Raw genomic sequence first — 25431 nt, forward strand, 5'->3', positions numbered from 1 at the left:
TAGCATCATTTATACTGCTCCGTCAAGCCGCATTCCTGACGCATTTTGTAAATCCCGGTCATTAACTGTGGAAATATGCCCGGCTCCACTTTGCAATCTCATCTTTGACAATCTCATCCACTTCCGGATAAATACTGCCGTCATCACCTCCGTATGTCAGACAGGGAATGAATCCTCCTCCAGGCACGTATTCCTCACAGGCCCTTCTTACCTCCCCCCTTATGATATCCTCCTTGTGATCCGGCACATCGATCACAGACGCATCCAGTCCGCCCATGAAAGCCATTTTCCCTCTGAGGCGTTTCTGCATTTTCGGAATATTATTCTCAGGAGTAACACCCTGCCATACATCCACACCGATCTCTGCCATATCTTCTGCGATCGTCTCACAGTAACAGTCCGCGTGGTGGATGACAAGTACCCCGTTTTCTCTGAGATAACCATATATTTTTCTGTATCTCTCTTTAAAAAATGCAGCCCATGTATCCCGGCTTACAAAAAGACTTTTCTTAGAACCCCAATCATCATGAAAGAGAACGGCATCAGGCCTGCAGTTTTCTGCCAACATCCGGCACCAGGTCAATTTAAAATCCAAAATGCAGTCCAGAAGTTCATGCATGGCCTCCGGTTCCTCCAGCATGGCAATAAAAACGTCTTCAAATCCCATTAACGCATGGGTCTGTTCAAACAAACCGGAGGCCATCATAGCTATAGAAAGCCTGCCTTCCCCGCGTATCCTCCTGGTATCTTCCACCGCTCTACTCCAGTCCATGGGAACCTTTCTGATATCCGGTACCTTCACATATTCCCTCCATCTGCAGATATCTTTACATACCTTTGTCTTATCATTGATCAGAGGCATGGAGCCCGGTTCGTCTTCCCCCCAGTATACGGTCACTCCCCATGGATTTACTTTCGTTTTTCCCCTCTCAGCTACAGACATATATGCTGTAACAGGATCCGATATAAAAGAAAATGCCTCCCATTCATTGATCAGGGCATCCGGCTTTCCATATCGGATCGTTTCCCACAAATTTTCTTTGACCTTCATCTCGGCCTCCTCATCTCACGACTTATTTTCCAGAACCAGGCAGGGATTTTTTTCCACTTCGCCCAGAAGCGCATGGGATACCATGATTTCTTCCAGCTCGATGGTATTTTTTATCTTTACGATTCTGAGATTCTCTTTATCCGCATTTCTCAGGATTTTTACTGCGATCTTCACCGCTTCTTCCTCATCCTCGGCTATGAGTGGGATTTTACAGTCATCCACACATTTTACCGCAATCGCATTTGCATACATAGCTTCATAATCAAGCTGCTCAAAGACTTTCCGTGTGATGATATCAAATATCCCGAGACCGATTCCGTTACCATGGGAGGCCGGGGATATATCCAGAAGTATCATCTTGTCTATCCTTGGAACCGACAGGACAAATTCTTTGAGAATATAACTTTTCCCAAGGATATTGGGGTCAAATCCGGCTCCTGATATGTCTTTTCCGATAGCCTCAACTATGAGGATATCAATCTTCGGAATCATCAGCACCGGCATATTTTTTCTTGCTTCCCTCACCAGCTCTTGTTCCCGTCTGATCAGAATCTCCGCCGGGACAGCTTCAATCCGACAAGTCTCATCATAGGCATTTTCCAAAACGGCAACCCCAAAAACAACCGGTGCCTTCTCCAATATCAAGGATGCTGCCTCTTTTATCACTTCCCCAAATATGGAAAAATCAGCCTCATGAATCTCCGTACATCCCCTGTGGTTACCCAGACCGATGACAAGCATTTTACAGAGGCCGCTCTGTATGTCGGACACAAAATCCGTATGCAGCTTCACTCTGTTGACCGGAATGATCACGTCTGCTTCCAAAGCGGATTTGTCAAAATATACCTTTCTTCCGCCTGAAATCTCTCCCAGACATACCACCTCTGTAGTAGTGATGATCGGTACCTGCATGGCTTCCTCCGTAATCCCATAGCCATACAGAACTTTTCTCTGTCCCTCCTCGGTTCCCCCTCCATGGCTGCCCATGGCGGAGACAATATAGGGCTTTGCGCCAAGTATTTTCAGTTCCTCCAGAATCGTTTTTATGATCAGCGGCAAATTGCGAATACCACGGCTGCCTACAGCAACTGCTGCACGCATTCCCGGTTTTATTTTATCACGTATCTCTTCCCTTTGAAACTCCTTTTGCACTGCCGCCTTGATGTCCGGCAGAGTATCTCTGCCGAACACCTGGCGTACTTTGTAAAGAGGGGGGATTTTTATATCATAATCTTCAGGCAATAATAGCGGCATTTCCAACCTCGCTTTCATTTAGGCTTCTCCTATCCCAGGAATCCCATTGTAAACCATGGCACATAGGTGATCAGCATCAATACCACCAGAAGCGATACCAGCAGACCGCCTATCCTCTTCATCATGGCATCCATGGGAACCCCCGAAACGGCAGTTGCCATAAAAAGATTGATGCCGTACGGCGGGGTAATGAATCCAATCGCCAGGTTCATGGTGAGCATTACACCAAATGTAATAGGGCTCATCCCGATCGCTTCTACGACCGGCAGAAGAATAGGGGCCAGAATGATTGTAGCCGGAATATTGTCAATCACACATCCCACGATCAAAAGCAGAATATTGATCATAAGCAGGATCACGAATTTATTATGACTGATTCCCAGGAACAGTTCCGTCAGTCTGTTAGGGATCTGCTCAATGGTAAGGAAATAGGAAAAAGCATTGGCAAACCCCATCATAAACAGGGTAATGCCGCAAAGATTCACGATTCCCAGAAATCCTTTATACAGGCCCTTCAGGTCCATTTCTTTATACACAAACATACTGACAAAGATACAATAGACAACCGATACCACAGATGCCTCTGTGGGAGTAAAGATACCCTTGTAGATTCCACCCAGGATAATAACCGGCATCAGCAGTGCCCAGAACCCTTCCCTGAATGCCTTCCACACCTTCTTCAGTTCCGGGCGTTTTGCGTCACCTTTCCATCCATGTTTTTTGGAGGTGATGACACAGACGATGATCATGGCAATGCCCATCATGATGCCCGGCAAGATACCTGCTGTAAACAGGTCTTTGACAGATGCATTGACAGCCACACCGTAAATGACAAGAGGCACAGAGGGCGGAATGATAACGCCTACAGAACCCGCCGCTGCCGCTAATGCTGCTGAAAAGTCTTTGTCATATCCTTTTTTCTCCATCTCCGGTATCATGAAAGAGCCGATGGCAGAGGTTGTCGCAACGGCAGAACCGGAAACAGCGCCGAAAAACATGCAGGCAATCGTGGTCACAATAGAGAGACCTCCTGTCATCCAGCCGAGAAGGCTGTCGGCAAAGTTCACGATTCTTTTGGCAATTCCGCCTGTTGCCATAAGATTTCCGGCAAGCATAAAAAACGGAACAGCCAGAAGCGTAAAGGAATCTGTACCTGACAGGGAACTTTTAATAAATACCATAGGTGAGTAATCTGTACATAAAAGAAAACTCAGTAAACCCGAGATTCCGATGGCATGTCCCACCGGAACACTTAAAAGAAGCAGGATAAAGAAACTGCCGAACAATACTGCTATTTCCATACTCTACTCCACCCCCTTTGCCTGTGATGTCTCCTGCACAGGAAGATGTCCGAAATGTGTGATTTCATATACCACCCTGCAGGCAAGACGGACTGCCACAGCCGCTGACCCAACCGGCAGTGAAATATACACAATCCATAACGGTATCTGCAGTCCTGTGGAAGTCATGCTTGTAGAGATCACGGTCTTCAGATACTGAATCCCCTGCCATATGAGAAACAGGTAGAATACAAAGATCATAAGGTTAATGACAATCTCCAGTGCTTCTCTTGGTTTTTGCTTTAATTTATTACTGAATATTTCAATCCTGATGTGGTCATTGTTTTTTGCCCCCACGCTGGCGCCAAGCCAGATCTGCCAGATAAAAATATAGCGGACCAGCTCCTCGCTCCAGCTCAGGGAATTATTAAATATGTACCTCATAATGACCTGAATAAAAACAAGCGCCACCATCAGGATCAAGGAATAAACGAGAAAGTATTCTTCGATTTTATTCCATATGGTAACAAGAACTTTAGCCTTCTTCAAAAAACTTCCCCCTTTTGCTGCCGTCCGGTCTACTTGTTAAACTCCTGTGCAATGTCAAAAATTTCGTTCCCCAGTTTTTCTTTATATTCTTCATACATGGGCTCTACCGCTTCTTTGAATTTTTCACGGTTTTCATCTGTGATCTTTGTCACCTCCATGCCTGCATCCTCAAGCTGTTTCAGGTAGGATTCATACATTTCGAGGCTCTCTTTTGTGACAAGCTCAGACTGCTGTTTAATCCCTTCGTCAATAATTTTCTTATAGGCATCCGGCAGACCGTTGTACCACTCTTCGCTCATGGCAAGGCAGCCGATGGATATGGTATGTTCCAGATTGCTGTAATATTTCTGCACCTCATAATATTGTGAAGTATAAGTCAGTGACGGGTCATTGTCCTGTCCGTCCACGGTCTTGTTCTGAAGTGCTGTAAACAGCTCTGAGAAACTCATCGGTGTGGGATTTGCTCCCATAAGCGTAAAGGCTGTAATATATACAGGGCTCTCCATAACACGGATTTTAAGACCTTTCATATCATCCGGCGATTCTACCGGGCGCACACTGTTGCTTAACCCTCTGTAACCTCCAAAATAATAAGTATCGCCGATGCGGATTCCAGTGCCCTGCAGCATTTTGTCAAATTCATCACCCAGCTTACCTTCGTTCACTGCCTTTAATTCGGACTCATAGTCATCAAACAAAAACGGCATATCCAGAATACCAAATTTCTCATCATATGTGGTCAGTACAGAGATAGCAGGATTACAGACCTGGATCGTATTCATGGCACAGCCCTCCAGCATCTCCGTATCTCCTCCCAGCGCTCCGTTGGGATAATGGTCCACTTTAATCTTTCCCCCTGACGCTTTCTCCACATATTCTATAAACTTAGCTTCCCCGTCCGCCTGTGTGGTACCGCTTTCGGGTCCTATACTGGCAAACTTTATGGTGATAGGGTCCAGCCCGTCAAGCTCTGCATCCGCCTCCTGGCTCTCCTCCTGCCGGCCTTCTTCTTTTTGCTCCTGTTTTGTGTCAGATGCCCCCTCTTTCTTCTCATCACTGCCGGAGCTGCCGCATCCGTAGAGAGTGGTAACACAAAGTGCACAAGCCAATAAAACCGCTAATCTTTTCATTCTTTATCCTCCTTGCGCATCCCGCGCGGAAACATTAATCTAAGATTTCTATTACACCTGCATCGGCATTGATCCGAATGTGATCCCCTGATTTTACTGTTTCATAGAACGCTTCATCCACCTTATCCACCATAGGGATATCCATAATGATGGCGCTGGAAACAAGAACGGTTTCCGGGTATCTGATGATCATCCCTTTCGGCGCATTGTCCTTTTTGTTAAGCTGAAAAAGACCGTCTGCCTGAACTACGGAGCTGCCTTTACCACTTGGGAAGATCAAGATCTTTTTCGCTATACTCTGCCCTTCCAGTGCATGGGCCGGCTCAATGACTTTACCCGTGTCCGGCTCGATGAGATAAAACATGATATTATCGCCTGATACCAAGGCTTCCCCTTCTACAATCCCCTCTGAAATTTTATGACATCTGAATTTCTTTTCCATCAGACCACCTCCCCGTTCAGTGCTGCATCAATACATGTGTCCAGATCACGTATGACGAAATTGATTCCTCTGCGTTTGGGATAATATGCACACTTGGGAGATTCCGTAACGCCTGTCTTTCCCTGTAAATGTTTCCAGCAGGGCTGATCCGGACAGGAATCCGGTACAATATACCCTCCGGCTTTCTCGATCACCTCTGTAATGCCCATTCTGTCAGCCAATTCCTTTACATGATAGGATGTGAGAATCCACATCTCTTTCTTCAGTTTCTTACCCTGTAATCTTGCGGCGATATGCTTTGCCTGTTCCAATGTAAAATGGGGGCATCCGAACATTGCAAAATCGATTTTCCTGTTACCTTCAGCTGATATTTCCTCCAGAATCTCCTCTAAATCTTCATTGGTAATAGTCACTGTGCGCTCCGGTTCCTTTCCCCCAAAAGCCTGTTCCAAAGTCCGGGCTTCCGGTGTACAGCCGACAATATGGTACATGCCATAAGCACCGGAAGTATTGAGCTGGGCCCCCAGATTGGTCAGTGCTTCCTTCCCTATGTGTTTCGGAAGCCCGGTAAATACGGGAATCCCGCTTCCGATCTTTCGTCCGCAGTATCCGAGAAGATGATACTCAAAATCGGATTTCATGTCTGCCTTAACTTCTACCAGAATATTTCCCTTTCTGTTCTCATCAAGAAGCAGACCGTACTCCGGCACAAAGCCCGTGATCGCTGCGCATAACGCACTGTTTGCTCCCTCCCGGTTGCTTCTGGCTCCCCACACGGAATTCACATAGGGTGTCGCACTGGATTCCGAGAAAGCCACAATCTCTCCGAAATTGGGGACATTCGTTGCAACATAGGGAGTGCAGTTATATGTCAGAGTCGCACCTAACCCCTTATATGCGTTATGTGTCCTCTGCATAAAATCAGCATCCTCCTCTGACACCATATTCCGCTCCTGAAAGAATGAAATACAGAACCCCGGGTTCACTGTCGGTGAGACTCTGCAGTATGCACCCGCATTCAGCAGTTTCTCCGCGAACCACAAATCCGCGTCCTGATTGGACAGAGCTACATGTGCCCTTGTTATGGGCACCATCCGGGGCGCATCAAAGGATTCTCCGATAGCTACCTGGATTTTCATTGCGTATGCTGTACCTTCCCCATACTTACCGTCCAGCATATTCTGTTGTTCCTGCGTTAACTCCATAATATTCCTCCTCCCGCATATCACCTGTATACAGTTATTATATTTCTTGTATTCAATATTGTCAATCACTTTTCCGACGTTTTTCGACATTTTTCCGACGCGCTTATGATTTGTGAAAACAAAAAAGGACTGCCGTGGTAGTACGGCAGCCCTCTGGGCCGAGATAAAAGTAACTGTTTTTCTATTTTACGGATAACTGCTTCAGTGTATCACCGGCAATACGGTAAACGGTCCAGTCTTCCATTGGCTCCGCTCCCAATGATAAATAGAAGTCGATGCTTGGTTTATTCCAGTCCAGGCACCACCATTCCAGGCGCCCGCAGCCTCTCTCCACTGCAATTTGAGCCAGTTTTTTCAATATGCCCTTTCCATATCCATTTCCCCGGTATTTTGGCTTTACATATAAATCTTCCAGATAAAGCCCCGCACGCCCTAAAAAGGTGGAAAAATTATGAAAGAACAGTGCAAAACCTATCTCTTCATTATCTACCACTGCAAAAATCACTTCCGCTTTCTTTTTGTCAAATATCCACTCCTCCAAAACCGCTTCTGTGGCGATCACCTCATGTTCCATCTTTTCATAAGCGGCAAGCTCTTTTATAAACTTCAGTATAAGAGCTGTGTCTTTTCTTTCCGCATATCTGAACTTCAGATGTTTTTCCGACATGGTTACCCTTCCTCCCGAATTTTTTTCCACAACAGACTGTTGTTCTCAATGTATCCCTCTATTTTTCCGCTGTCTTTCAAATAAGATAAATAAGAACGGACTGTACTTCCTACCAGCACATACTGCTCATAGGTCATGGTAATCTGATAATCGGAAAAGAGCCTTTGCAGCAATGCTTCAAATGTGATTGGCTCCCGGCAGATCTCTGTGATATGATCTGCAATCTCCAGAACCTTCTTCCTGTTGCATTCTGCCAGCGGACGGATATCTTTTACAGGCTCTGCATGAGACGGAACAAATATCTCCGCCTGCATAGCCGCTACTCGTTCCAGTGTATTTAAGTACGCTTCCACATCATAAATAAAAGTGAGCTGATATTTCTCCAGAGCAGCTGCACTGCTTAGGCAGTCAGCGAGAAACACTGTCTGGTCCGGGGTTCTGAACCCTACCATATCAAGGAAATGCCCCGGCAGAGGAATCACTTCTATCTCCTTTGGAAAGCCGATGTCTGTCAGCTCTTTCGCCTCACTGGGGGCTGCCATCAAAAATTTATGCCTTAAATCCTGAAAGGGATATCCGCCATACAGAAGCGCCGGCTCCAGCTGCGGGTATTTTGTGAAGGCAGCCTCCATCCCATTTGCAAATATGTCACAGCCGTACTGCTGCTGAAGATAACGGTTGCCGCCGATATGGTCTGCATTGGAATGTGTGTTTAGGATAGCTTTCAATGACCAGCCGTTCTGCTCCAGAATTTTACGGATTTTTCTCCCTGCATCCTTGTCATTGCCGCTGTCGATCAGATAAACCTCCTGATCATTTGCCAGATAGATTCCGATTTTTGCCGGACTCTGAATATAATAACTCCGCTCTCCGATCTGTATCAGTTCATACATAATAAAATACCGCTGTTACCGTTCCCCCGCATGCGCCAGCACACTTTACATTCCGGCAGCGGCATAGGGAACGGTAATACACCCCTTTCACTCATATTTCGGATAAAAAATCATGCTGTATATATTACATTTACGATCCTTAGGATTATATAAAATATAGCATACATATTTTCTGTCTGCAATAAAACAATCCCCTGAAGAACGCTGGTCATACTCCGGTCCGGATTTACTTTCTTCAGCGAAAATATGGTCCTGCTTTTGCATAAAGGCGGCATATAAAACAAAAGTCCCCCTCCCATCTTTCAAATTGGTTGTAAAAAATTAAGTTCAATTGGTGGTTGATGCCCCACAAATCCTTGTATATAATACAAATTGGACCAAACCAATTGGAGGAACCCATGCAAATTCAAATAGACAAATCAAAAAAGACACCTTTATACAGACAGATCACAGAACAAATTCAGGCCCAGATCATTTCCGGTGAGATCCCGGATGGCTTTCAGTTCCCATCGGAACGTCAGTTAGCGGATACACTGGGCGTGAACCGGACAACTGTATTGAACGCGTATAAAGAATTAAAAGCGGATGGTCTGCTGGCCTCCCATGTGGGAAGGGGCACCACAGCCGTCAGAGGAACTGACCAAAAAATCCGCAAAACGGATTCCCGCAGAGAACCCATGTGGGAGTATTTGTTCAGCGACTATCTAAAAAACCGCGACACCTTTGATGTCAACAAATATCTGGAAATGGCGAATCAAAAGGATGTCATATCCTTTGCCGCCGGTATTGCCTCTTTTGAAAATCCGCCTGTCCGGGCTTTCAAAGGAATTGAACATGAGCTGTTATCCAACCCGAAGGGAATGCTGGTCTCTCCTGTGGCAGGTTTTTCATCCCTGCGCAAGGTCATGGCCTCATACATGCAGAAGCGCTCCTGTTTCTGCCATCCTTCCGAGATCATGCTCGTTTCCGGTGCCCAGGAAGGTATCGACCTTGCGGCACGTGCCTTTCTGAATCCCGGCGATATTGTGCTGATTGAAGAACCGTCCTTTTTCCCGGCGATTCAGAGCTTCCGTTCCATGGGTGCCAGGCTTATGGCAGTCCCCATGGAGCATGACGGAATGGATGTAAGGATTCTGGAACAGCTCTTAATGCGCTACCATCCGAAATTGATCTACACCATGCCCACTTATCATAACCCCTGCGGCGTGACCATGAGCACTGCCAAGAGAGTCCGGCTGCTGGAGCTGGCTGCCAAATATTCTGTGCCCGTTCTGGAGGATGACCCCTACAGTGAACTGAGTTTTGAAGGCCAGACCACAGCCCCCTTAAAATCCATGGACACCAACGGAAATGTGATTTATCTCAGTTCTTTTTCCAAAACCATCTATCCCGGGCTGCGTCTGGGCTGGATCTGTGCAGACAGGAAATTGATCCACCATTTTTCCGGTATCCGTCAGCTTATAGATTTACATTCCTGCTGCATTTCACAACAGATCGTGGAGCGTTTTATTGTCAATGGGGAGATGGAAAAGTATGTGGAACTCATACGAAAGGAATATAGGGAAAGAAGGGATATGATGGTGGAGGCCCTGAACCGATATGCTCCCCGCGGGCTTTCCTGGAATATACCAAACGGCGGATACTATCTGTGGTGCAGACTTCCGGATGGCCTGTCAGCCGACCAGCTGGCTTCACAGGCTGCCAAAAACGGTGTTGCCATTCTGCCCGGCATGCCTGCCTATCTGACCAAACAGAAAGGGGAAGGCTATATCCGGTTAAACTATACCTTTCCTCCCAGGGACAGGATCGTCCGCGGCGTAAAAATTTTATGTGATGTGATGAGGGAACTGATCACAGCCCACGCAGAGAGTGATCCCTTAACAGAAAACGAAATAAACCCAATATTATAATTATTTTTAAAGGAGTATTTCCATGGAATATAAATACGCAAGAAGAATGTCATATGTAACCGCTTCCGAGATCAGGGAGCTTTTAAAACTCACAGAACAGCCGGAAGTCATTTCATTTGCAGGAGGCCTGCCGGCTCCTGAACTGTTTCCCATTGAGGAGATCAAAGCTGCCAACAATTATGTGCTGGACCACAACGGAGAACACGCTCTGCAGTATGCGACCACAGAAGGATATCAGCCCCTCCGGGAGTGGATCGCCGCACGTATGAACGCACAGCTTGGCACTTCCTTCTGCCATGAAAACATACTGATCACGCACGGTTCCCAGCAGGCCCTGGATCTTTCGGGAAAGGTATTTTTGGATGAAGGAGATGTGGTACTGTGCGAAAGTCCTACATATCTTGCCGCCATCAGTGCGTTCAAGGCATATGGATGCAGCTTTGCGGAGGTTCCCACAGATGACAGCGGAATGATCATATCTGAACTGGAAAAAGCTTTGAAGGAAAACCCCACCGCAAAGCTGATCTATGTGGTCCCTGATTTCCAAAATCCCACAGGAAGGACCTGGAGTCTCAAGCGCAGACAGCAGCTTGCTGAAATCTCCGCAAAATACAATGTGGCAGTTGTAGAGGATAATCCCTATGGTGAGCTGAGATATGAAGGTGAATTCCTGCCCTCCATCAAATCCTTTGACCGAACGGGCAATGTCCTGTGCACCGGTACCTTTTCAAAAATCTTTTGCCCCGGTTACCGGATTGGATGGATCGCGGGAGAAAAAGAAGTCATCCGCAAATATGTCCTGGTAAAACAGGGCGTAGATTTACAGTGCAACACCATAGCCCAGATGGTCATCTCTGCCTATCTGGAAAAATATGATATTGACGCTCATATTGATAAAATACGTGAAGTATACCGGAAACGGCGCGACACAGCCATAGAAGCCATACACCGCGCTTTTCCCTCAGATATTAAATTCACCAGGCCCGAGGGCGGACTGTTTCTCTGGATTGAGCTGAATGAAAAAACAGACACTGTAAAGCTGCTCGAAAAATGTCTTGAACACAACGTGGCCTTTGTCCCCGGAAACTCCTTTTTCCCCAACACGAAAAAGTGCAATACCCTTCGGATAAACTTTTCTAATATGCCGGAGGACAAAATATCTGATGGAATTATGCGTATGGGCAAAGCTCTAAAAGAATTCACTGAAAAGAAAAAGAGTTCAGACTTGTAAAATGCATCCGATATCGGTTATGATCCACCGATATCGGATTTTTATAATCGGATTTTTATGCGGCACCGTTTATTCTCTGCCAACTAAGACAGCCGTTTTCCCCGCTTCTGTCAGTATAACCGTACCTCGTTCCACTATGGGACGCGTATCCGGGATTCCCTTATATTTAGAGTAAAATGTCCGGAAAATATCTCCCTGTTCCAGAAAGTGATATATGTATAACCGGTTCCGCTCTGAAAAATCAGCTTTTAAAAGCCCCAGTTGAAACAAATAATTCAGATTATCCCCTGACTCCTTTATCTCCTCCTCCGTCTCCATTCCGCTGGACATATAAAAAACATTTTTATATTCCTGCACATGTATATGGCTTGTCTCATACAAGACTACAAGGCGAAATACCGGCAGCCATTTCGTTTCCTGAAGCTGGGTAAGTAAAAAAGCCTGCTGTCTTGAAAGGAAGGCTTCCCTGCAGATGTAATTGCAATTCCAGTAAGCGAAGTCATCAGATTTATAGCGGCAAATAAAATCATCGTTTTTCATTATATCATTCCTGTATTCTGCCATATTCCAATTACACCCCATTTCTGAATAAGCCATGCATTTTCATTCATTTTCTTGTATTAATTATAACATTATATTTTCCGATGTCCATAAAATTATTGCAGAAATCATATTTTTTCTCACAAAAACATTGTTTTTGTGTATTTTAATAAATATTCAATTTTACTGTCTTTCTTTAGGAAAACTTTAGATTTATATAATGCGGTTCTTTAAGAAATCAGGATATGCTTTCATAATGGGGGTGAGGATATGAAAAAAATTATAATCGTTTTTTTCACACTGTTATGTACTTTTGCTTTGACATCCTGTACTGGCTCGGCTTATGAAGGCAGCAGACTCGGAAATGAGAATCATCTCATTATGGAATACCGCATATTCAATACTACGGATTCACAGCCGCTGAAACTTGAAAAAGGGGATGTCATTGACGCCGAAATCGTGTGTGATTCCGGCAGGCTTTCTGTCAAAATACAAAAAGATGATGAAACACCCATATATGAAAAAGAAAAGATTGATCTCTCCACTACGTTTCAGGTTCCTATTGAAGAAAGCGGAACTTATAACATAACGATAACGGGAGAAAAGGCTAAGGGAAGTGTATGTTTTAAACGGGTCAAAGGTTAACTTGGACAGGCACACCATTGATGGATAAATTGGTGTGCCTGTTTTGGTTCTGTGTCTGATTTACGCAACTGTATAACTAACCCCAGGATTTCCATCCTCAGTTCAGAAGTTTTTTACGTTCTCTGTGCCGCATATAAATAATCCCCGTAATATCTGCTAAAAACCATCCGATGGGTATCGCCCACCAGATTCCCACAACACCGACTGCTTCTATCGGTGCCAGTATATAAGCCAGAATCACTCTGGTACCCAGGGAAATGATGGTTAAAACCAGGGACATCTCAGGAATATTTATTCCCCTGTAATAACCGTACAATAAAAACAAAATGCCGATACCTATGTAGAATGCGCCCTCAATCCGCAGATATCCCGCACCGATCTGTATGATTTCCGTATCAGAGGGGGATACAAAAAACAACATAAGATTTTTTGCAAGCAAAAATACCAACACAGAAATCACCCCGCAAAACAGTGCTGAAACCACAAACGCCTGTCTTGTTCCTTTCCGGATCCTGTTTTCTTTTCCGGCACCGTGATTTTGGGAAATAAACAGGGAAAAGGCATTGCCGAATTCCTGTGCAGGCATATAGGCAAAAGAATCAATCTTGACTGCGGCTGTAAAGGCAGCCATAACGGCAACGCCAAAGCTGTTTACCAGCCCCTGGATCATGAGGATACCCAGATTCATTACAGACTGCTGTATAGATGCTGCAAATGAAAATCTTGTTATTTCCTGCATAGATTCCCTAGTCAGGAATATCCGGTTCTTTCCGAACAGCCGAAGCCTGAATACGGGTTCCTTGATCCACACATAGATGGATATACCAACCCCGGATATGGCCTGGGATATTACAGTGGCCTGCGCAGCGCCGCCGATACCCCAGCCAAAAGTCACAACAAAAATAATATCAAGCACAACATTCAGAACGGATGTTGTTCCCAAAAAGACCAGCGGTATCACAGAATTTCCGATAGACCTCAGAAGATAGGCATAATAATTATATAAAAACACAAAAAATATTCCGGCAAATATTATTTTTACATACTCATGTGACATCTCTAATATTTCTGCCGGTATCTGCAGTATCCGTAAAATCTGATTTATAAATACAAACACCAGAACATTTATGACTACCGTAACTCCGCCTATCAGCAGAAAAGATCCCTGCACACATACTTCCATCTTTTCCTTATCCTGTTTTCCGAAATAAAAGGAAACCAGAGAACCGCTGCCCATACATAATCCGATCAGGATAGAAGTCAGAAATGTCATAAGTGTATAGGCCGCCCCCACAGATGCCATGGCATCGGCTCCTACAAATCTGCCCACGATCAGCGTATCCGCTATATTGTAAAATTGCTGCAGGAGATTTCCTATAATCATGGGGCCTGCAAATATGAGCATGGTTTTAATAATATTTCCTGTTGTCAGATCCTTCTTCATTGTTACATCATATTCCTTTTCTCATTTATTCTTAACCTTTATATCATAACGCAGGAAGGAATATTTGTATACTTTATCTTGCATTTTAATGTCCTGATTCAGCAAATTCTCGTAACGGTTCAGCTTTTCTGAACGGTTATAAATTCTCATTTTCCAGTCCATACTCTTTATATAACTTTTCTCTGTATTCTGTATCAAAAGAAGCCCTCTGTAAATCATCTATTCTGTTATCATGAAAAAGAAGCTGTATTAGCCTTGTTAATTTTTCTTCTCCAAAATTTCTGCCTCTTCGTTCCCCTTCAATGATTCCTTCCCGTACTCCTTCCATACGCATCTGCTGAAACGCTGTACACATATTTATCCCTCCTTCTTCTGTTCGTATGACCTCTGCATTTTCTTTGATCAATGGAATATCCAAAAAATTCCCAACCAGCCTGCCCCTTTTCCACTCTAAGTTTTTGTAATGCTCCTGGTTTTTCTTAAGGAATTCCTCCATGGCATTTTTATCTTTTGCCACCCGCAGCAGCTCGAAGACTTCCTGCAGACCAGTTCTAAAGTTCCCGGGATTGACATTTCCGCTGTACACCAGATTCAGCGGATAGTTTGGAATGTAATGTTTCCAGGGTTCCAATACCTTGGGAAATTCCAGCATATCATGAAGGCACATAGGGCCGTCCAACAACATCATAGAGCATATGTCTGACCGGCATTCCATAATGGACCTTTCGCTGCCCTTCAACAGCAAGCTCAATACCGAGAATGCTCTCTTCCAGTCCGCTTCCTTTTTGTACATCGCGCAGCTTTTTGATCACTGCCGGCTGTCCGTCTTTCCCCGGTACTTTCATTTGTTTTTTCTCATTCATTTCTTCCAGATATTCAGGTTTGATCACCTGCTCTCCCTGAAAGACTGCACCGTTAAACAAATCCGCAAATACTTCATTATCTGACAGACAGTTGTAAACATCTTCATCTTTTGCATTTAATACTGATGCAGCTAACCTTTGTTTTTCCATCCGGCCTCCTTCAGGAAAGCAGACAGTTTTTGTGCTGATATGACACAGCGAAAATCATGCAGTTTTTTTCTTTTATTATACAATATATAACATTGCATTTCAATTCTGTTTTTCCTATCTGCCTTCCATATGTTTCACACTGAACTTTTGGCTGAAACGCCATTGATAAATAGAAACTTGTATTTAGAAATGTAAATGTAACTGTTCAATTAAGTCGGCGCATTTGCTTCGCTGACCGAGCATAAGAGTACCAGCAACAGGTATTCACTGAATCGTTACATGTAAACAACAAATGTAGACTTATTATATTCTTATTTTCCGGCAGATGCAATGACTTTATAAAAGTTTTATGTTTTTTGAATTTATCCTCTGCCGTCCATATGCCACTGTTTCCCCAGGTGTTTTCAGCCAAAAGGTGCGAAAACGCCCGGACAGACAAAAATCCGCCCCCAAAGGGCAGAAACTATACCGTTCCTGCCCTCCCGGGGCGTTCAAAATCATCCAAAGGACTGCTCTGTTCTATCGATGATCTCATCTTGCAGCGCTTTGCTTAAATTGCGGAAATGGTCGCTGTATCCAGCCACACGCACGATCAAATCCTTGTATTCCTCGGGACGTGCCTGCGCGTCTAAAAGTGTCTGGCGGTCAATCACATTAAACTGAATGTGGTGCCCGTCCAGGTTAAAATATGTCCGGACCAGATTTGCCATCTGTATCAGTCCGTTTTCACCGGATACCACCTGAGGCGTAAACTTTTGGTTCAGCAGAGTTCCCCCTGTATTCAGATGATCCATCTTGGAGCAGGATTTCACTACCGCTGTAGGGCCGTGCACATCTGCCCCTTTCTCCGGGGATATCCCTTCGGATACAGGCTTATGGGCCAGACGTCCGTTGGGGCTTGCCATCATCACTTCCCCGAAATAGACATGACAGGTGGTTGGCAGCATATTGATGCGGTACTTTCCGCCTTTCATATTCGGCCGTCCGGTCACGCTCTCATAGTAGAATGAAAATACATCCTTCATAATATCATCTGCATAGTCATCGTCATTGCCGTATTTCGGCGTCTTATTGCTGACAAGATTCCAGATTCGCCCATGTCCCTCAAAATTGTCATTCAGCGCCTGCATCAGCTCAGACATGGTAAATTTCTGTTTGTCAAAAACATTGTATTTTATGGCAGCAAGACTGTCTGTAATGGTTCCGATTCCCACGCCCTGCAGATAGTTGGTGTTATATCTGGCTCCCCCGGCATTGTAGTCCTTTCCCTTGGCAATACAGTCATTGGTGATCACGGAGAGAAACGGTACCGGCATATAGCGGGCATAAATCCCCTCAATGACATGATTGCCGCGCATTTTGATATCCAGGAAATACAAAATCTGCTTTTTATAGGCTTCAAAAAGCTCCTCATAAGATTTAAAATCCTCCGCTTTTCCAAGCGCCAGGCCAAGCGGTTCCCCGGCGGCCGGGTCATATCCGTTGTGAAGGGTGATCTCAAGGATTTTTGGCAGATTAAAATAACCGGTCAGTATATATGCCTCGTTTCCAAAAGCGCCCGTCTCCACACATCCACTGGTGCCGCCTTTTCTTGCATCTGCAATGGATTTCCCTGCGTTTAAAAGCTCCTGAATTATACTCTCTGTGTTGTAAAAAGCAGGCTGTCCCCATCCCTTTCTGGATATCTCGCAGGCTTTTATGAGAAACTCCTGAGGAGTCTTTTTACTGATCTGCACATTTGAGCTGGGCTGCAGAAGTTTCATTTCATCCATACACTCCAGGATCAGATAGCTCACCTCATTGACACCGTCATGTCCCTCCGGTGTCACTCCGCCGGTATTGATGTTGGCAAAGTCTGTGTATGTGCCGCTTTCCTTCAGTGTAATCCCCACCTTTGGAGGTGCCGGCTGATTGTTGAATTTTACCCACAGACACTCCAGCAGTTCTTTTGCCTGCTCCCGGTTAAGAATCCCTTCCTTGACATCGTGTCTGTAAAAAGATATCAGATGCTGATCCAGTCTTCCGGGGCTGTAGGCATCCCACGGGTTTAACTCACTTGTCACAGCCAGATGCACAAACCAATACATCTGAAGTGCCTGCCAGTATGTCTCCGGCTTATGTGCCGGCACAACCTTGCAGTTTTCAGCAATCTGCAGAAGTTCCTCTCTGCGTACCGGATTTTCTTCTTTTTGGGCAAGCTTAAGGGCATAGTCATGATACCGTTTTCCCAGAAGGATCACCGCATCACAAGCAATATCCATGGCACGAAGCTCATTCTCTTTATCCAGCGCCTCCGGGTCCCGGCTGTAGTCCAGATGTCCAAGCGCTTCCCGTATCTTCTCCTTATAGTCCAGAAGCCCCCGCTTATAAATGTTTTCGGAACCCACGGTATGCCCCGGACCTCTCTGTTCCATAAATTCAGTAAAAATACCACATCTATAGGCTTTCTTCCACTCCGGAGTCATTTTTTCCAGTATCCGGTGCCGGATGGAACGTCTCTCCCAGAAAGGGATCATTTCCTTTTCCTGAAACCCATAGTCCTCTTCACGTACCTTGAAGCTGATCAGCTCCCTGTCATTCATCACATGGAGATCCTGTACTGTATGGCAGCATAATTCCGGAAAGGTCGGTGCTGCCTGCGGCCCGTTTCCCTTCTCTCCCACCAACAGCTCGCCTTCCCCTATGTGCAGCGTCTTCTCGGCAAAATAGTGTTTTAAGACCAGTGCCCGTAATTCCGGTACAGATACAGTGCCCTCATATCTGCGGTATACTTCGGTTTCTATTTTTGCCCGCTCCATATCTATATGCGCTTCTGTCTCCAGGCTTTCCCTGCGAAGCCTGCGGATTCTCTCGTTCATTCCCCGTTCCATCTGTATCAACCTCCTATCCTGGCCTGAAATCCCCGTTTCAGACACATATCCAACAGCTCCTGCATGCGTTCCTTAGAAGGAGTCGTAAAATCTCTGCCCCTGTATTCCTGTCCCAGCCTTGAATATTTTCCACTCCCTGTGTTGTGATAGGGAAGCAGGTGAATCCATTTTTGCCCTATGGAATGGGCATCAAGAAAGTCCAGTGTCTCTTTCATGTTCCTGTCCGTATCATTGACACCGCCCACAACCGGAATCCGTATCCAGACAGCGGCTCCGCTTTTTGACAGTTTTACGAGATTATCCAGGATCCTCTCATTTCCCGCTCCTGTCATTTTCTCGTGCAGACCGGAGTCCATGAGCTTTATATCGTATAAAAAAGTATCCGTATAAGGAATCACACTCTCTATATTTTCCCATGGGACATAACCGCAGGTATCCACATTCACACGTATTCCCCGCTCTGTCAGACCGCGCATGAGCTGTTCCAGAAATTCCTTATCCCGGGCCAGTACCTCTCCTCCCGAGAGGGTGACCCCGCCATGGGACTGCTCGTAAAAAGGCTGGTCTTTTAATGCCTCCCTAACCAGCTCCTCGACCGTATATTCTCTGCCTGCAAATTCCCTGGCATTTTGCAGACAGTATTCTTCACACGTATGGCATACACTGCACTTTTCTGGATCCGTCACCGGTCTTGGCCCCTCCATGGAAACAGCGCCGTCGGAACAGGCCGCGGCACACTCCCCGCATCCTGTACATTTTTCCTGATTCCACATAAACTGCTGACGGTACTCCTGTGTCTCCGGGTTGTGACACCAGACACAGGAAAGCGGACATCCCTTAAAAAATATGGTAGTTCGTATTCCTTCCCCATCATGAATAGAATACTTCTGTATGTCCGTCACCAATTGCGCTTTCATCTAAGCTGTACCTCTCTTTATGTACTATAGCCTGAAAAACAGTCTATAAAAAGCATTATATTACCTCAGTGCACTAAAGTCAACGGATGTGCTTTCACATTCCACATAGAAACATTACCGCCGAGAAACAGTGCTTTACAATCCCTATATATAGCGTTATAATATATCTAACAGATATATATGAGAGGAGACTATTATGCTGGAATCCATTGCACTCGGCATGCTGCTGGAAAAGGACCTGACAGGCTATGATATAAAAAAGTTCATAGAAAACGGAATCGGTGTCTTCTATAAGGCAAGTTTCGGAAGCCTGTACCCTGCATTAAAAAGATTAACGGAAAAGGGATATCTGACAACCAGGGATAAACCGCAGGGCAGCAGAAAGAAAATTTTTTACCACATAACAGAGGAGGGACGGAAACAATTTTTCCACTGGCTCTCCTCCCCCATGGATATTTTTGAAGGCACCAATACCCATTTGGCAAAGGTTTACTTCTTCGACCATCTGGATGCTGAAATTCGCAGTCAGCAGCTACTGGAATATGAGATCAATAACAGAAATTATCTGAAAAAGCTCAGGGAGCTGGAAAAAGGATTTACGGAACTGGATAATAAAGAATGCTTTTATTATAAACTCTCCACTCTTTATTACGGAATCTGCATTACGGAGGAAACCATCCGCTGGTGTCGTCATATCCGTATGCAGAAACCGCTGACAGATCTGTTGGAAAGGGAAAGGTAATACTATGATAACAAAATCCCCAAGCGGGGCGCTGAGCCCTTACTACTATAAAGGCGGCAGCTTTCACGGTATTCATTATGGAAGTTATTTTGATGATTCCGAAGGTCTGCTGTCCATGATAGGCAGAGAAGAGGCATTTATATTAAAATCCCCTCAAAAGCGCCGCATATTAATTGATTTATATGAGACTGACTTGACAAAGGAACTGACAGAAACGCTTGCAGAACATATTGAAAAAATAAGGCCCCGAATTGTTAAGCTGGCAATTACCACGGAGAAAAGAAGTCTGAGGAAACTACAGAAAGCCTTGCATAAAAAGGCTGCGTTAAATAGCGGACAGCTTTATTTCTGTACCGATATGGAGGAGGCCAAGACCTGGCTGGTACATGACTGACCAGTCTAAGTGTACATCGAATCGTGACATACAGCCTGTCAAAAGCAATTCTTATTTTCATGCAGGTCTTGCTATGACAGGCAGGACACAATATCCAATACTTCTTTTCCATTTTTAAACTATGCCTTTATCTTTCCATTTTCCTCCTATAAACCGGCATATTCCAAATAATGCCGTACAGCTCCAAGTAAATGCCGTTGTCCACCAAATCCCCCATTGACCTATAAATGAGATGTTCGTCAATAAGAAAACAAATACTAAACGGCAGACAATTTCAACGATTCCATTTACCATTGAATAAGCAGAATCTCCTGCACCATTTAAGAGATAGCGCAGTATCTGTCCCATGCCGAGTGCCAAAAAAAATGTACTGGTAATGTGAATCCCTTTCACAGCATTATCAATAATACACGTATCTGATACAAAAATATTCATGACTATTCTCCCAAAGCCCCGGAATACCAAAACAAGAATAAGAGAATATACCAAACAGATTTTCAAAGCAGCAACCAATCCCTGTCTGATCCTTTCTGTATTTCCTGCCCCGATATTCTGCCCTGTATAAGTTGCTATTGCTGTGCCCAATGCAGTAAATGGCTGCTGGATTAAACTTTCTATCTGGCTTGTCGCCGTAAAAGCCCCTATCATACTCGTTCCATATCCATTTATTACCCACTGCAAAATCGTTGTTGATAAGTAAATAAACGAGTACTGGAATCCCATTGGTATGCATATCCTAAAGATTTGCTTTGCCATAGCTTTATCAAACTTTGCCTTCTTGAATGCCGTTTCAAAACAAGAATATTTTCTTATGGCATAAATAAAACATAAAATCCCTGCTATTCCTTGCGCCAACAATGAGGCGATTGCTGTCCCCTCAACACCCGTATGAAATATCAAGATAAATACCAAATCAAATGCAATATTCAATATACTGCAAACCACCAAAAAAATAATTGGTGTTTTCGCATCACCTAACGAACGTAATACGCTAAACGGTATGTAATATAAGATTACAACCACCAGACCGCCTAGTGATATTGACATATAATTGATGGAATCTTCCAACAAAGAAGCAGGCGTATTCAGCAATAAAAGAATCGGTTTTGTGACCAGCAATGCTAAAATGGAAATCATCAAGGTACTAAGTATTGTTATCATTGTGCCATTTCTGATTGCCAAAGCCGTCCCCTCTTCATCCTTTGCCCCATAAAATTGCGAAACAACAATTCCTGAACCAATCGCAATTCCAAGACAGAGAGATGTAAACACCATAGATACAGAACCCGTTACACCTACGGATGAAAATGCGTCTGCACCTATCAGATGTCCTACAATTATCCTGTCCGCAATAATAAATGACTGTTGAAATATTGTTCCAAACATAAGTGGAATGGCAAAACATAAAAGTAATTTTAAAGGACTTCCTTTTGTCATATTTGTTTGTGTACTCAATTCTATGACTCCTTTAGTAGGGTCAAACACGGTATTAAGTAATCACCTTGCCTTTCGTATCTGCCGTCCATTTTCTCAAATTGTGAATCAGAGAATAAAAACAATTGCGGACAGCCAACGTTTTTTTATCTTCTGAATTATACTATGGCAATAAAAGAGCCGCTAAATCCTGTAATGTAGCTGCTATATATGTAATGTCTTTGATTCCGTATTTTTGAATCACATATGCAAACACCTCCCATTTTTGGGCGGTGTTTGCAATCTTAATTCTTTTTTGTCCTCATGTTCCATCTAAATCAAATAATAATATTTCATAATTTGTTTTATCAATCTATTTCTGCCTTCACAGGTACAGGTTATTCTATCGCTGCCGGAATCACCCAAACCTCCATATAATAGATTCCATCCATATTTTTGAAATATTTCTCAGCGGAAAACGGCTGGGTCACCAGCTTATGGTTCGGAAGCCAGGTGCCGAAGAGGTATTTTCCCGCCTGATACAGTGCTTTTGTCACAAGCTCTTCAAAGCTTTCCGCTTCAATGCCGCAGACAACGTATTCTCCCGGCGGCAGTACCTCTTTTACCATTCCTTCCGGTATCTCCTTTTGGCTTGCCAGCCCTCCTGCAAAATAGGTAAACTCTCCCCTCTGCGGATCAGGCCTGTATGACATTCCCAGTTCCACATCCGGATTCAGATACTCCGCAAACCTCTCTTTTTCCTTGTGGTATTGCTTCCAAAGCTGTCCCGGTATATCTACTCCTGTACTCTCGCCTGCCGGGATCTGGTCTTCTATCTTCACTTTTGTCTCAAACCCCAAATATGTCTCCGGTTCATTGAGTGTTTTTCTGTTGATCTCCAGAACAATATTTCCTGCAAGCAGCGGAACTCCTTCGTCGATCATGGTATAACTCATGGATATCTCAGGTTTTAGAAAAGTATTCAAAAGCGGACGCCTATCTCTGTATTCCTCCGGCGTCAGTCCGTAGGTGGATTTGAATGCTCTGGTGAAATTGGCATGGCTGGAAAACCCGTAATCCAGGGCAATGTCCAGTATCCTCTGTTGGTCTTTTTCCAGTTCTGCGATCACCAGGGCCAGGCGGCGCAGTTTTACATATTCCTGGACCGTTCTGTTTACCAGACGCTTAAAAAGTCTCTGAAAATAAAAGGGAGACAGCCCTGCTATCTCGGACAGGCGTTCTGCACTGATGTCCTCCTTAATATGCGCTTCTATATAGTCTACTGTATTTTGTATGGCTTCCCATGCGTGCATTTTTGTGCACCTCCTTTATTTGATATGGGTATTTTACCAAATAAATTCCCTGCCGGCTTTTCACCCAGTGCTCATTTCTTCTGGTATTCCTCATGATATACATAAATCTATATACAGCATATCCCATTGACTATTTATTGCAAGGCCTGTTTTCATCTTCTTTCATTTTTTCGCTGTTAACAGTTATTCCGGTCATAATGGTAATTTCCCGGCTGTTGTTCCAAACCGTACCGAAAAACATAAACAGCCTGACAAAGTTCCTTTATTCACAAGAGTATAAAATGCTGTGGAGCATTCATATGTTAGAGTTAAGACCGTCCCGGACGGCAGCGGAAAACAAAACTGCTGACCGCCGGAGAAAAAAAGGTAAGATTCTTTATGAATAAAATCTCAAAAAAACTCCTGCAGATTATCGCTGATTTTACCGATGAATTCCGCGGTGCTTTCAATATCCGTGAAAACGGGGAATGTGCGGGCCGCCGTTCCACTCCGAATATACGCATTGAGACAAAAGAAGGTGCTCCCGGTCTCGTAATACATATAAGCTCCGAAGCACAGAAAGAGACGGTTTATATCCCTGCCTGCGTAACCCACGGAGGGGTTGATGATCTTGTCTACAATGATTTTTATGTAGGCGCAGGGGCTGATGTCACCATCATAGCCGGATGCGGCGTCCACACAGGCAGCGGGGAAACGGCGCGGCATAACGGAATCCACAGTTTCTTTCTGGAAAAGGGCGCACACGTTCTCTACAAAGAGAGGCATATAGGCACAGGACCGGAAAACGGCAAAAAACACATAGACTCTGTTACGGATGCTGTCCTGTTGGAAGACTCCTTTCTGGAAATTGACACCAAACAGATCGGAGGTGTGGACAGCACGCTGAGAAAGACAACAGCCCGGCTGGCCGCAAGGGCCAGACTGACCGTTCATGAAAGGATCCTGACAGAAAAGGAAGAGACTGCCAAAACATATTTTACAGTCTCCATGGATGGAGAAGATTCCGCTGTTGACCTCATCTCACGCTCTGTGGCAAAAGGCGCCTCACGCCAGGAATACCACTCCCGCATCATGGGAAACTGCCGCTGCAGCGGACATTCCGAATGTGACGCGATCCTGGCTGACCGGGGCACGGTAAATGCTGCCCCGGAGTTGTTCGCAGGCTGTATGGACGCTGCACTGATTCACGAAGCAGCCATCGGCAAAATCGCCGGGGAACAGATCATAAAACTTCGTACCCTGGGCCTTACAGAGGCGGAGGCAGAGGAAAAGATCATAGAGGGATTCTTACGTGCATGACAGCGCCCTCACGGCTGCTGCAATATTTTTGCTATTTTATCGAATTCTTTTCAGACTATTGACAAAACAGAAATATGTGATATATTTGTATCAGTTACAAATATATCACATACAAACAGGGAGGTGCAGAATATGCTGAGTGTGCGAAAAGAGGAACTGCTGACCAACGGGCTGGTGGGACTTGCAGGTATTTTATTTTCTGTGCTCAATTTTTTTGCCGATAAAGATTCACTGGCATGTATTTCATTTGCTGTTATCGTATTCCTATATGCCGGCGCTTATTATTACCGGCGTAAAGTAAAAAATGAGCCATGGGACGAGTTAACGGTTGAAAATTACGCGAAGGCCAGACGGCTCACATTGCTGTTTGTGGAATTGACTTTGCTGATCTGGACGGTCCTCTGCATCATCGGGCATCTGCGGGTAACGATCAGTGCCAGCCATATTCTCTTTTATTACGGATCGATCAAACTGGTACAGACGGGAGCATTTCTGTATTTTGACTCTCACATCACAGAGTAGAAAGACTGACTTATGAAAAAGAAACTGACAACAACCATCCGGGAATACCGTATACAAAACAATATGAGCCAGCAGGAACTGGCTGACCTCACAGGTGTACGGCGTGAGACCATTATCCGGCTGGAAAAAGGCGCGTATAATCCATCCCTTCAGTTAGCCATGGACATCTCCCATGTCTTTCACACTACTGTGGAAGAATTATTCACCTTCACAGCCGAACAAGAGGATGAGGAAAAGCATTAATTTGCCCAGTCTGCCGGATATGTCACATAGATAAAACGGGCGCTTTGGGGGACAGAAAACTGTATTTTGGAACCTTTCGGAATCAGAATGATCTCCCCAGGGCCTGCGGTCACCTGCATTTTATCCTTTATGATAGTAAGCGAACCTTCTATGACATAATCAATCTCATCATAGTCCAGAGTCCAGTCAAATGTGGTCTTCTCCATTTCCATGATTCCGCATCCAAGCCGCGGACTCTCTGACAGGGTAAACAGATCATGTGTGTATACCCTGTCATTCCTGTTTCCGGTATCCAGCCGGTCTGTCTCTGTCACATGGATCTTCGGAACTTCCATCTTGATGACGCCTGCAATCTCCTGTCTGTGTACGTCATTTTTCGGACAGCCGGAAGTTCCTATTTTCTCTGTCAATATCTGTGTAATGATCTGTTCAATAGCTTCTCTGCTGATTTCCATTTCTTCACC

Annotated in this window: 26 protein-coding genes; 8 read left to right on the forward strand and 18 right to left on the reverse strand. The window is 44.8% G+C overall.

Features of this window, described 5'->3' with window-relative positions; genetic code table 11:
• Nucleotides 1–61 precede the first annotated feature (61 nt).
• The 9 genes from WMO65_RS08150 to WMO65_RS08190 form a co-directional block, all read right to left on the reverse strand.
• Nucleotides 62–1051: a uroporphyrinogen decarboxylase family protein gene (locus WMO65_RS08150; protein ID WP_243128816.1), complete on the reverse strand. Its 990-nt coding sequence runs from the start codon at nucleotides 1049–1051 to the stop codon at nucleotides 62–64.
• A 15-nt stretch (nucleotides 1052–1066) separates the two neighbouring features.
• Complete coding sequence (locus WMO65_RS08155; RefSeq protein ID WP_243128817.1) at nucleotides 1067–2323, reverse strand: nickel pincer cofactor-dependent isomerase, group 22; 1257 nt, start codon at nucleotides 2321–2323, stop codon at nucleotides 1067–1069.
• A gap of 11 nt (nucleotides 2324–2334) precedes the next feature.
• Nucleotides 2335–3606 (reverse strand): TRAP transporter large permease, encoded by a 1272-nt coding sequence (locus WMO65_RS08160; protein ID WP_103730981.1) that lies wholly within the window; start codon nucleotides 3604–3606, stop codon nucleotides 2335–2337.
• Between the two features lie 3 nt (nucleotides 3607–3609).
• Nucleotides 3610–4134: a TRAP transporter small permease gene (locus WMO65_RS08165; RefSeq protein WP_054351325.1), complete on the reverse strand. Its 525-nt coding sequence runs from the start codon at nucleotides 4132–4134 to the stop codon at nucleotides 3610–3612.
• Between the two features lie 29 nt (nucleotides 4135–4163).
• Nucleotides 4164–5264: a TRAP transporter substrate-binding protein gene (locus WMO65_RS08170; RefSeq protein WP_148392691.1), complete on the reverse strand. Its 1101-nt coding sequence runs from the start codon at nucleotides 5262–5264 to the stop codon at nucleotides 4164–4166.
• Nucleotides 5265–5298: 34 nt separating this feature from the next.
• Nucleotides 5299–5706 (reverse strand): aconitase X swivel domain-containing protein, encoded by a 408-nt coding sequence (locus WMO65_RS08175; protein ID WP_103730979.1) that lies wholly within the window; start codon nucleotides 5704–5706, stop codon nucleotides 5299–5301.
• Nucleotides 5706–6911, reverse strand: a complete 1206-nt coding sequence (locus tag WMO65_RS08180; protein WP_148392692.1) for an aconitase X catalytic domain-containing protein — start codon at nucleotides 6909–6911, stop codon at nucleotides 5706–5708. Before WMO65_RS08180 ends, WMO65_RS08175 begins: the two co-directional genes overlap by 1 nt.
• A gap of 181 nt (nucleotides 6912–7092) precedes the next feature.
• Nucleotides 7093–7578: a GNAT family N-acetyltransferase gene (locus WMO65_RS08185; protein WP_148392693.1), complete on the reverse strand. Its 486-nt coding sequence runs from the start codon at nucleotides 7576–7578 to the stop codon at nucleotides 7093–7095.
• Between the two features lie 2 nt (nucleotides 7579–7580).
• On the reverse strand, nucleotides 7581–8471 hold the full coding sequence (locus WMO65_RS08190) for an MBL fold metallo-hydrolase (protein ID WP_148392694.1): 891 nt from the start codon (nucleotides 8469–8471) through the stop codon (nucleotides 7581–7583).
• Nucleotides 8472–8869: 398 nt separating this feature from the next.
• On the opposite strand from WMO65_RS08190, the gene pdxR reads away from it, so the two are divergent.
• Both pdxR and WMO65_RS08200 read left to right on the forward strand, forming a co-directional pair.
• Nucleotides 8870–10381, forward strand: a complete 1512-nt coding sequence (gene pdxR, locus WMO65_RS08195; protein WP_148392695.1) for a MocR-like pyridoxine biosynthesis transcription factor PdxR — start codon at nucleotides 8870–8872, stop codon at nucleotides 10379–10381.
• 22 nt (nucleotides 10382–10403) lie between these two features.
• On the forward strand, nucleotides 10404–11612 hold the full coding sequence (locus tag WMO65_RS08200; protein WP_148392696.1) for an aminotransferase-like domain-containing protein: 1209 nt from the start codon (nucleotides 10404–10406) through the stop codon (nucleotides 11610–11612).
• Between the two features lie 69 nt (nucleotides 11613–11681).
• Here the strand turns inward: WMO65_RS08200 and WMO65_RS08205 are convergent, their stop codons facing one another.
• On the reverse strand, nucleotides 11682–12176 hold the full coding sequence (locus WMO65_RS08205) for a hypothetical protein (RefSeq protein ID WP_033139493.1): 495 nt from the start codon (nucleotides 12174–12176) through the stop codon (nucleotides 11682–11684).
• A 246-nt stretch (nucleotides 12177–12422) separates the two neighbouring features.
• Here WMO65_RS08205 and WMO65_RS08210 point away from each other — a divergent pair, with 246 nt between their 5' ends.
• Entirely contained in the window at nucleotides 12423–12797 is a 375-nt protein-coding gene (locus tag WMO65_RS08210; protein ID WP_148392697.1) for a hypothetical protein, read from the forward strand.
• 97 nt (nucleotides 12798–12894) lie between these two features.
• Here the strand turns inward: WMO65_RS08210 and WMO65_RS08215 are convergent, their stop codons facing one another.
• The 5 genes from WMO65_RS08215 to WMO65_RS08235 form a co-directional block, all read right to left on the reverse strand.
• Complete coding sequence (locus tag WMO65_RS08215; protein ID WP_033139491.1) at nucleotides 12895–14241, reverse strand: MATE family efflux transporter; 1347 nt, start codon at nucleotides 14239–14241, stop codon at nucleotides 12895–12897.
• Between the two features lie 136 nt (nucleotides 14242–14377).
• Entirely contained in the window at nucleotides 14378–14908 is a 531-nt protein-coding gene (locus WMO65_RS08220; protein WP_243128818.1) for a hypothetical protein, read from the reverse strand.
• Entirely contained in the window at nucleotides 14895–15254 is a 360-nt protein-coding gene (locus tag WMO65_RS08225) for a hypothetical protein (RefSeq protein ID WP_243128819.1), read from the reverse strand. Before WMO65_RS08225 ends, WMO65_RS08220 begins: the two co-directional genes overlap by 14 nt.
• Nucleotides 15255–15751: 497 nt before the next feature.
• On the reverse strand, nucleotides 15752–18124 hold the full coding sequence (gene hypD, locus WMO65_RS08230) for a trans-4-hydroxy-L-proline dehydratase (RefSeq protein ID WP_148392698.1): 2373 nt from the start codon (nucleotides 18122–18124) through the stop codon (nucleotides 15752–15754).
• Nucleotides 18125–18129: 5 nt separating this feature from the next.
• Nucleotides 18130–19041 carry a glycyl-radical enzyme activating protein gene (locus tag WMO65_RS08235; RefSeq protein ID WP_148392699.1) on the reverse strand — a complete coding sequence of 304 codons (912 nt, stop codon included), beginning with the start codon at nucleotides 19039–19041 and terminating at the stop codon, nucleotides 18130–18132.
• Between the two features lie 196 nt (nucleotides 19042–19237).
• On the opposite strand from WMO65_RS08235, the gene WMO65_RS08240 reads away from it, so the two are divergent.
• Together WMO65_RS08240 and WMO65_RS08245 are read left to right on the forward strand one after the other, a co-directional pair.
• Nucleotides 19238–19783: a PadR family transcriptional regulator gene (locus WMO65_RS08240; RefSeq protein WP_033139488.1), complete on the forward strand. Its 546-nt coding sequence runs from the start codon at nucleotides 19238–19240 to the stop codon at nucleotides 19781–19783.
• Between the two features lie 4 nt (nucleotides 19784–19787).
• Nucleotides 19788–20177, forward strand: a complete 390-nt coding sequence (locus WMO65_RS08245) for a hypothetical protein (RefSeq protein ID WP_054351318.1) — start codon at nucleotides 19788–19790, stop codon at nucleotides 20175–20177.
• 114 nt (nucleotides 20178–20291) lie between these two features.
• Here WMO65_RS08245 and WMO65_RS08250 read toward each other — a convergent pair whose 3' ends face one another.
• Nucleotides 20292–21632 (reverse strand): MATE family efflux transporter, encoded by a 1341-nt coding sequence (locus WMO65_RS08250; RefSeq protein WP_148392700.1) that lies wholly within the window; start codon nucleotides 21630–21632, stop codon nucleotides 20292–20294.
• Nucleotides 21633–21988: 356 nt separating this feature from the next.
• Entirely contained in the window at nucleotides 21989–22903 is a 915-nt protein-coding gene (locus WMO65_RS08255) for an AraC family transcriptional regulator (RefSeq protein WP_103732572.1), read from the reverse strand.
• A gap of 378 nt (nucleotides 22904–23281) precedes the next feature.
• Here WMO65_RS08255 and WMO65_RS08260 point away from each other — a divergent pair, with 378 nt between their 5' ends.
• The 3 genes from WMO65_RS08260 to WMO65_RS08270 all read left to right on the forward strand — a co-directional run bounded on the left by WMO65_RS08260 (nucleotide 23282) and on the right by WMO65_RS08270 (nucleotide 24967).
• On the forward strand, nucleotides 23282–24202 hold the full coding sequence (locus WMO65_RS08260) for a SufB/SufD family protein (RefSeq protein ID WP_148392701.1): 921 nt from the start codon (nucleotides 23282–23284) through the stop codon (nucleotides 24200–24202).
• A gap of 132 nt (nucleotides 24203–24334) precedes the next feature.
• Nucleotides 24335–24724 carry a DUF2178 domain-containing protein gene (locus WMO65_RS08265; RefSeq protein WP_033139484.1) on the forward strand — a complete coding sequence of 130 codons (390 nt, stop codon included), beginning with the start codon at nucleotides 24335–24337 and terminating at the stop codon, nucleotides 24722–24724.
• Nucleotides 24725–24736: 12 nt separating this feature from the next.
• The gene (locus tag WMO65_RS08270; RefSeq protein WP_033139483.1) at nucleotides 24737–24967 is read left to right on the forward strand and encodes a helix-turn-helix transcriptional regulator; all 231 of its coding nucleotides are present in this window, start codon (nucleotides 24737–24739) and stop codon (nucleotides 24965–24967) included.
• On the opposite strand, the gene WMO65_RS08275 is transcribed toward WMO65_RS08270, so the two are convergent.
• Nucleotides 24964–25422: a cupin domain-containing protein gene (locus WMO65_RS08275; protein WP_054351315.1), complete on the reverse strand. Its 459-nt coding sequence runs from the start codon at nucleotides 25420–25422 to the stop codon at nucleotides 24964–24966. The two genes, WMO65_RS08270 and WMO65_RS08275, sit on opposite strands and share 4 nt — an antisense overlap.
• Between the last annotated feature and the right edge of the window lie 9 nt (nucleotides 25423–25431).

This window comes from Blautia caccae (assembly GCF_040095955.1).
GTDB classification, from domain to species: Bacteria; Bacillota; Clostridia; order Lachnospirales; family Lachnospiraceae; genus Blautia; species Blautia celeris.